Source organism: Paenibacillus darwinianus, assembly GCF_000598065.1.
Taxonomy (GTDB): Bacteria; Bacillota; Bacilli; order Paenibacillales; family Paenibacillaceae; genus Paenibacillus_I; species Paenibacillus_I darwinianus.
Genome location: NZ_KK082219.1, coordinates 1 through 6,366, shown reverse-complemented (window position 1 = coordinate 6,366; position 6,366 = coordinate 1). Strand labels below are relative to the sequence as shown.

General features: G+C 56.3%; 6 protein-coding genes and 1 pseudogene. 1 reads left to right on the top strand and 6 read right to left on the bottom strand.

Going from position 1 to position 6,366, the window contains the following annotated elements:
- Both BG52_RS14490 and pxpB read right to left on the bottom strand, forming a co-directional pair.
- Positions 1–360, bottom strand: a pseudogene (locus BG52_RS14490) (biotin-dependent carboxyltransferase family protein); the annotation flags it as partial.
- Positions 357–1,181 (bottom strand): 5-oxoprolinase subunit PxpB, encoded by an 825-nt coding sequence (gene pxpB / locus BG52_RS14485; protein WP_051588134.1) that lies wholly within the window; start codon positions 1,179–1,181, stop codon positions 357–359. The gene pxpB and the pseudogene BG52_RS14490, both read right to left, overlap by 4 nt.
- A 549-nt stretch (positions 1,182–1,730) precedes the next feature.
- Here pxpB and BG52_RS14480 point away from each other — a divergent pair.
- Complete coding sequence (locus tag BG52_RS14480) at positions 1,731–2,033, top strand: hypothetical protein (protein ID WP_036586187.1); 303 nt, start codon at positions 1,731–1,733, stop codon at positions 2,031–2,033.
- 101 nt (positions 2,034–2,134) lie between these two features.
- Here BG52_RS14480 and BG52_RS14475 read toward each other — a convergent pair whose 3' ends face one another.
- The 4 genes from BG52_RS14475 to BG52_RS14460 form a co-directional block, all read right to left on the bottom strand.
- On the bottom strand, positions 2,135–3,097 hold the full coding sequence (locus BG52_RS14475) for an aldolase catalytic domain-containing protein (protein WP_036586188.1): 963 nt from the start codon (positions 3,095–3,097) through the stop codon (positions 2,135–2,137).
- A gap of 217 nt (positions 3,098–3,314) precedes the next feature.
- A complete protein-coding gene (locus tag BG52_RS14470; protein WP_036586189.1) occupies positions 3,315–4,361 on the bottom strand; it encodes an alcohol dehydrogenase catalytic domain-containing protein in 1,047 nt (348 codons plus the stop codon).
- 28 nt (positions 4,362–4,389) lie between these two features.
- A complete protein-coding gene (locus BG52_RS14465) occupies positions 4,390–6,021 on the bottom strand; it encodes a glycerol-3-phosphate dehydrogenase/oxidase (protein WP_036586190.1) in 1,632 nt (543 codons plus the stop codon).
- Between the two features lie 78 nt (positions 6,022–6,099).
- Positions 6,100–6,366 (bottom strand): transposase (locus tag BG52_RS14460; RefSeq protein WP_144340841.1); only part of this gene is annotated, 267 nt, incomplete at its 5' end.

The window sequence follows — 6,366 nt, the reverse complement described above, 5'->3', positions numbered from 1 at the left end:
ACCGCCGGCTGCCGCAACGTATGTGCGGCAGCCGGCCCGTGCCCGGCCGAGCGAAAGCATCGTGCCGGCCGCCAGCCAGACGGGGCGCCACATCGGCACTTCCGCTCCGTCGGCTTCCGGAGCCATGTAGGCGCCCGTCACGGCGACCAGCAGGTCGCAGTCGGCCCGGAAAGAGGCGCCAACCAGCGTAAACTCGAGGCACGCGCTGTCCGCGTCGTTGCCGACGAGCAGGTTCGCCACTCGCAGCGCGTACGTATCCATCGCGCCGCCGGCGGTAACGCCATAGGCCCGCCAGCCGGGCCTGCCCATATCCTGTATGGTCGTGTACAGACCGGGGTCTGCCATCGTCACTGCGCTCATCGTCCACCCCCTTCCTCGGCATTCGAGGCAGAACCATTTTCCCCGCTCGTCCGCTTTGTACCGTCGGCCACCGGTACAAAGCGGACGCGGTCCCCTGCGCGAAGCAGCGAAGGCGGCCGGGTTTCCGGATTGAACATCCGCAGCGGCGTGCGTCCGATAATTTGCCAGCCGCCCGGGGAATCGAACGGATAAATACCGGTTTGGCCGCCGGCGATTCCGACCGATCCGGCCGGTACCCGGGCACGCGGCGTACTGCGGCGCGGCTGCTCCAGCGCTTCATCCAGCCCGCTCATATAAGGAAAGCCAGGCATGAAACCGATCAGCGCGACCGTATATTCACCACCCGCATGTGCAGCGATGAAAGCTTCCGAAGACAAGCCGGCGCGCGCCGCGCACTCGGCGAGGTCCGGGCCGTCCGCTCCGCCGTAGCGAACCGGAATATCTACCAACGGCCGATCAGCGGGCTGCCGCTCATGCCGCCCTGCCGCTGCGCGCCCGACCAGCTCGCCAACAATCTCAGCCGCAACGCTGTACGGCAGCACATCATTCTGCTCAAAAGATCGCATTCGCCGCGATTCTCGACCGCTTCCCATCCGCTCCCAAAACCGGCGTAGTCCACCGCTTCGCTGCCATCCCGACAACGCGAACGGATCGTAGCACACCGTCAAGGTATCGCCGGCGGGCACGAGATCGCCCACCCACGGCAGCCGCCCCGCCGCTACCGCATCGTTCGCTTCGTAAGGCGTAGGTCGTCCGCCGGCCGCCAACAGCACCGTAAGGGCGCGGTCGCCCAGAGCCTCAATCCGATAACCATTCGGCATTCCGCTTCTCCGTCTCCTTTCATCCTATTACTCCTCCGCCATTCGACCTCTAGGCCGCCCAACGTCCAACGCCTAACGCGCTCGCTCCCCAAGCTTATCCGCACACACTCCGTCAGCAAATCCCCTTCAGCGGCCCGCCTGCCGTCAAGCGCGAACGCAGCAGCTTCCGCCCCCCTCCGACCGGCCGGATTATCGCAGCAGCTTGCGTTAAAATTTCCGGCGCCCTTCCCACTGACCGGGTCTGATAAACCGCCAATCAACGTGCCGGCCCTTCAGCCAAAATGTTTCTTCTCCCAGTTTCCATGAAAGTCCGGCGATTGTCCAGTGATCGGATATCGGGCGAGGTCGCCGCCGAGCATTCGACCCCGCGAGCCCCTTATAGAGCCGTTCCGCCTCGTTCCTTGCCGAAACCGCAAAAAAACGCCCGCGCAAGGCATCCGGCAGCGGATAGCCCTTGCGCGGGCGCGAATCGATAGCGCTTAAGGTTTGTTGCAATTTACGTAGTCGGTGTTTACAATCGAGATAACTTTGGCAAGGGGGAACGAAAGCGTGGATGTGTTTGAATTGGCGGAATTGCATATCGCTCAGGAAGGTATGAACTGCAAGCTTCTATTCACCTCCGCTCAGCTTGCCGTCACCACCGATTTGGGGTCGCGGCTTTGGTATATCGACGTGAACGGTATTACGCAGACGGACGTACTGACCCGGTTTTGGACGAGCTCCGACATTCGGATAGAACTTGCGGCCGTGACGGCCGGGGGACGCCGCTTTGAAGGAGTCGGCTATTTGCACCCGAACGTGCCGCACAACGCCGCCGCCATCCGTGGAGAAGGCGCGCTGTCCGGCTACTAAGCGCATGAGTCGATAAAATAACGCCGCATCACCATCTGCGGCTATCTCTAGAAGCAGCTAAGAAAAAGCCGGGCAATCCGCCCGGCTTCTTCTGTCCATTCCTATTTGTCGTGCAGCACTTCCGGCGTCGTCAGCTTGTCGTAGAAATCGACCGCCTTGTCCTTGTCCGGCGTGTTGCGCAACGCCATCGCCGAGCGCGGATGCTCATCGAGCATGCCGGTGATCATATACGGAATGATGTAGCCCCATTCTTCCTTTTCGCGAAGCGGGATCATATGGTTCTCGATCATGTCCAGCACCGGGCGGAGATCGTATTTCGTGTTTTTGAGATTGGCGACAAGCAGCTCGGTCGGGCAGTTGCCTGCCGCGCGGCCCATGCCGTAGACCGAAGCATCAAGCAACTCTACGCCCTTCTGGGCGCCGATAAGCGTGTTCGCGAAGCCCATCTGCATGTTGTTGTGCATATGCACGCCGAGCCGTTTGTTCGGCAAATGCTGCTGAAACTTGGCGACCAGCTGGTCGATATCGTTTGGCAGCAGGCTGCCGTAGGAATCAACGATGTATACGACATCGACGACGCTGTTGCGGATCTCTTCGAAGGCCTCGATCAGTTGATGCTCCATGACGTTAGAGAGCGCCATAATGTTGAGCGTCGTCTCATAGCCGCGGTCGTGGAACAGCTGCACCAGCCTCAGCGCCTTATCCACATCCTGGATGTAGCAGGCGACGCGGATCAGATCAAGCAGGCTTTCCTCGCGCGGCAAAATGTCATTCTCATCCACACGGCCAATGTCGACAAGCGCGGAGAGCTTCGTGTTGCCCTTCTGCGGAATCACCTTGCGCAGGAAGTCATCGTCCAAGAAACGCCATGGCCCTGCGGCATCCGCGCCCTTGAGCAGCTTCGGCGAGTTCTTGTAGCCGATCTCCATATAATCAACGCCCGCTTCGTTCAACCTGCGGTATAAATGCTGAACGAACTCGACGCTGAAATCCCAATTGTTGACGAGTCCGCCGTCGCGGATCGTGCAGTCTACGATTTTACAATGCCCGGTTTTTGCGCTCATTCGGGGTAACTCTCCTCCATCCATTAGAATTCGTCATTATCCATCATACTTGAATCCTCCCCGGAACGCAAAACCAATTTGCCGCAGCCAGCCTCAGCGCCGCCCCCGTCTTATCGCCGAAAAGGAGCTCGCTTATCCGCATTTTCAGACCTTCCCGATACGCTTCCATTGCCTTGCGTTTGTTATCAACGCCGAATAGGCCTTTCAATTCCCCACCCTAAGGTTTCCGGCTTGGCAAGACGACGCTTTTCAAACCGAGCTTCTGCTCCGTTGCGGCAAAGGCTTTCTCCGTGTCCTCCAACGAATACCGATGGGTGATGAACGGGCTCATATCAATGAATTTCCGATTGATCCACTTCACCGCATCCTGATGATCCAGACGGGAAGCGCCATGGACGCCCAGAAGGCTTAACTCCTTGTACACAATCGAGTTCGTGTTCAGTTCCGTTGTCAAATGTTTCGGCAGCCCGGCAAAAAACAACACTCGTCCTTGTTTTCTCATTGCCGTGAGGGTCTGATTCTGCACCTCGTTCGAAGGCACGGTAACGATGGAAACGTCACATCCGTAACCCCCCGTGTGCTCCAGAATCGTCTCGGTAACGCTGTTCTGCGCCGGGTCGATGCAAATGTCCGCCCCCAGCTTCCACGCGAGCTTCCTCCGTTCTTCCGAACGCTGCACGGCAATGATCTTTCCCGCTCCCATCTTTTTTAACAGGGAAATAAACATGCCCCCGATCGCTCCGACCCCGAATACGACAACCGTCTCGCCGGGTCTGACGGACAACCGTTTGAGGCCGTTCATCACGCAAGAGAGCGGCTCCGCAAGGCAAGCTTCATCGAACGGCGTATGATCCTCCAGTTCGCAAACCGAACCGTTCAGCATCATCTCCCGATTCAAGACGACATATTCCGCAAAACCACCGTCAAATTGATAGCCGATCGTCCAGCCCTTTACGCAATGCTGTCCTTGCCCCTCGATACAATACCTGCACACCCCGCAAGGAATATGAGCCCCTAAGGCAACCCTGTCCCCTATTTCAAAGCCGCGGACCTCTTTTCCTTTGTCTGCGATCGTGCCGGCGATTTCGTGGCCCATGATTCTCGGGAAGCTTACGCGCGGGTCTCCGTTCCGGTAAATTCTAAGGTCGGAGCCGCATACGCCAACGGCCTCCACCTTCAGCAGAACGCTGTGTTCGTCCAGAGGAGCTAGTTCCCGGCTGCAAACCTCCAATCGGGATACGCCCGTCAACTCAACCGCCTTCATCCCTCAACCGCCCCCATTGTTCTGATTGTCAAATGAATTGAAGAGCATGGGCATATTCCTCGTTAAACTGTACTTTTTCTTTCTGCGCCTGCTCGCCGTCCCAGCCTAAAACGCGCGCGAACTCAGATGCCGCCGCCTCGAGGAGCGCAGGGATATCCTTCCTCTTGAAAAGAAGACGGCCCGTGCGACGAAGGAAAAAATCAGACAGCTTCATGGCCATCTCTTGTTCGATACAAAATCGGACCTCCGCCGCGATAAGGCTTTTAGTGTCCATGTCCTCCAGGTAATCCAGTACTTTACCGGCATTCGACCCGTACTTGAACACCAGGTCGGAGGCTGTCTCCGCATCCATTCCGGGATATCGCCGGTCCCGGGCAATGGAGCCGATACACTGCTTGAGCTGCTCTCCGTTGTCAAATCGGCCTCCGGTCAGCTTGACGGTTTCCGTCTTCGATGGCACAGCGGGAAACCCACCTTTTCTCTGAACCAGATTGACGACCCGCTCCGCCATTTTTCGGTATCCCGTTAATTTTCCACCCGCAATGGTAATTAAACCCGATTCGGAGATGAAGATTTCATCTTTTCGGGACAAGTGTCCCGCCGCTTTGCCCTCTTCGTGAATCAGCGGGCGCAGACCGGCCCAGGTAGAAATAATATCCGCTTGCTTCAGCTCCACGGAAGGAAACATCAGATTCACGCAATCCAGCAGGTAGTCAACCTCGCTTTGCGAAACCCTGATGTCGTCCAAGCTCCCCAAGTAATCATTTTCAGTAGAGCCGATATAAGTACAGCCATCTCTCGGCACGACGGCAATCATTCTTCCTTTGACGTCGTAGTAGATCGATTCCTTCACCGGAAATCTCTCAAAGGGAACCACGATATGGATTCCTTTGGTCAAATGAAGTCGTTTCCCTTGAAGCTCCCCTTCCATACGGCGAATTTTATCCACCCAAGGACCGCCCGCGTTGACGATGAATTTGGCGTAAAGTTTAAACGTTCGCTGCGAGGCATGGTCCAAAACAACAACCCCGATCGCCTGGCCGTTCTCATCTTGCAGAAACTCCACCATCTCGGCATAGTTGCTGATGAGGGCTCCGTGTTCGAAGGCGGTCTTCGCCACTTCGAGCGTTAAGCGGCTGTCGTCGGTGCGATATTCAATGTACATGCCCCCGCCTTTAACCGTGTCCCGGTTAATAAGAGGTTCTTGCGCGAAAACTTCTTTTTTGGAAAGCATAAAATGCCGCTCTTCCTTTTTGACGCCGGCTAATCGATCATAGACCGATAGTCCGATTTTGAGCGTAAATTTGTTAAAACTTCCGTTTTTCACAATCGGAAAAAGCATTTGAATCGGAATCACCAGGTGTCTCGCATTCTCATGTACGATCGCCCGCTCCCGGCCGACTTCCTTCACAAGCGCAAGGTCTCCCTGCTTCAAATATTTCAGGCCGCCATGGATCAGCTTTCCAGACCTGCTGCTCGTGCCCGATGCAAAATCATTTTTTTCGATTAATCCCACTTTGAAGCCGCGGGTTGCCGCATCCAATGCGATCCCGCTGCCGGTAATTCCCCCGCCCACCACCAGCAGATCGAATGGGGTCTTTTCCATTTGCTCCAGAATTTCAACGCGTTGATTTGAGGAGAAAAGTCTAGCTTCAGGCATAAGTGATTCCTCCACTTGAATATCCTCTGAAACGGATGCTCTCTTTTAAAAGTAGAATTAGGGCTTGCTGAATGATTTTTATCCGAAATTCAGAGCTAGGCGCCGACGTGACAGCATCGTGAAAATAAGGCAAAAAAGAACGCGGAGCCTGCGCTCCAGGTTCATCACCAGAAGTTGCAGCGTAATAACCGATTCGCTTGTCTTTGCAAGGCGTGCTCGAATGCAGCCAAGCCCGTACTTGCGCTTGCCTTCTCCGAACTTGCCTTCTATTGCGTTACGTTCTCCGGTGTCCTGTTTGGCAACTTGCTTCTCTTCGCTTGACGGACCGTTTTTGGGTTTTCGCCC

What these genes read in the sequence shown, in the direction of transcription:
- pxpB (WP_051588134.1), bottom strand. Translation starts at nt 1,181, where the DNA reads ATGCCGAATGGTTATCGGATTGAGGCTCTGGGCGACCGCGCCCTTACG.
- BG52_RS14475 (WP_036586188.1), bottom strand. Translation starts at nt 3,097, where the DNA reads ATGAGCGCAAAAACCGGGCATTGTAAAATCGTAGACTGCACGATCCGC.
- BG52_RS14470 (WP_036586189.1), bottom strand. Translation starts at nt 4,361, where the DNA reads ATGAAGGCGGTTGAGTTGACGGGCGTATCCCGATTGGAGGTTTGCAGC.
- BG52_RS14465 (WP_036586190.1), bottom strand. Translation starts at nt 6,021, where the DNA reads ATGCCTGAAGCTAGACTTTTCTCCTCAAATCAACGCGTTGAAATTCTG.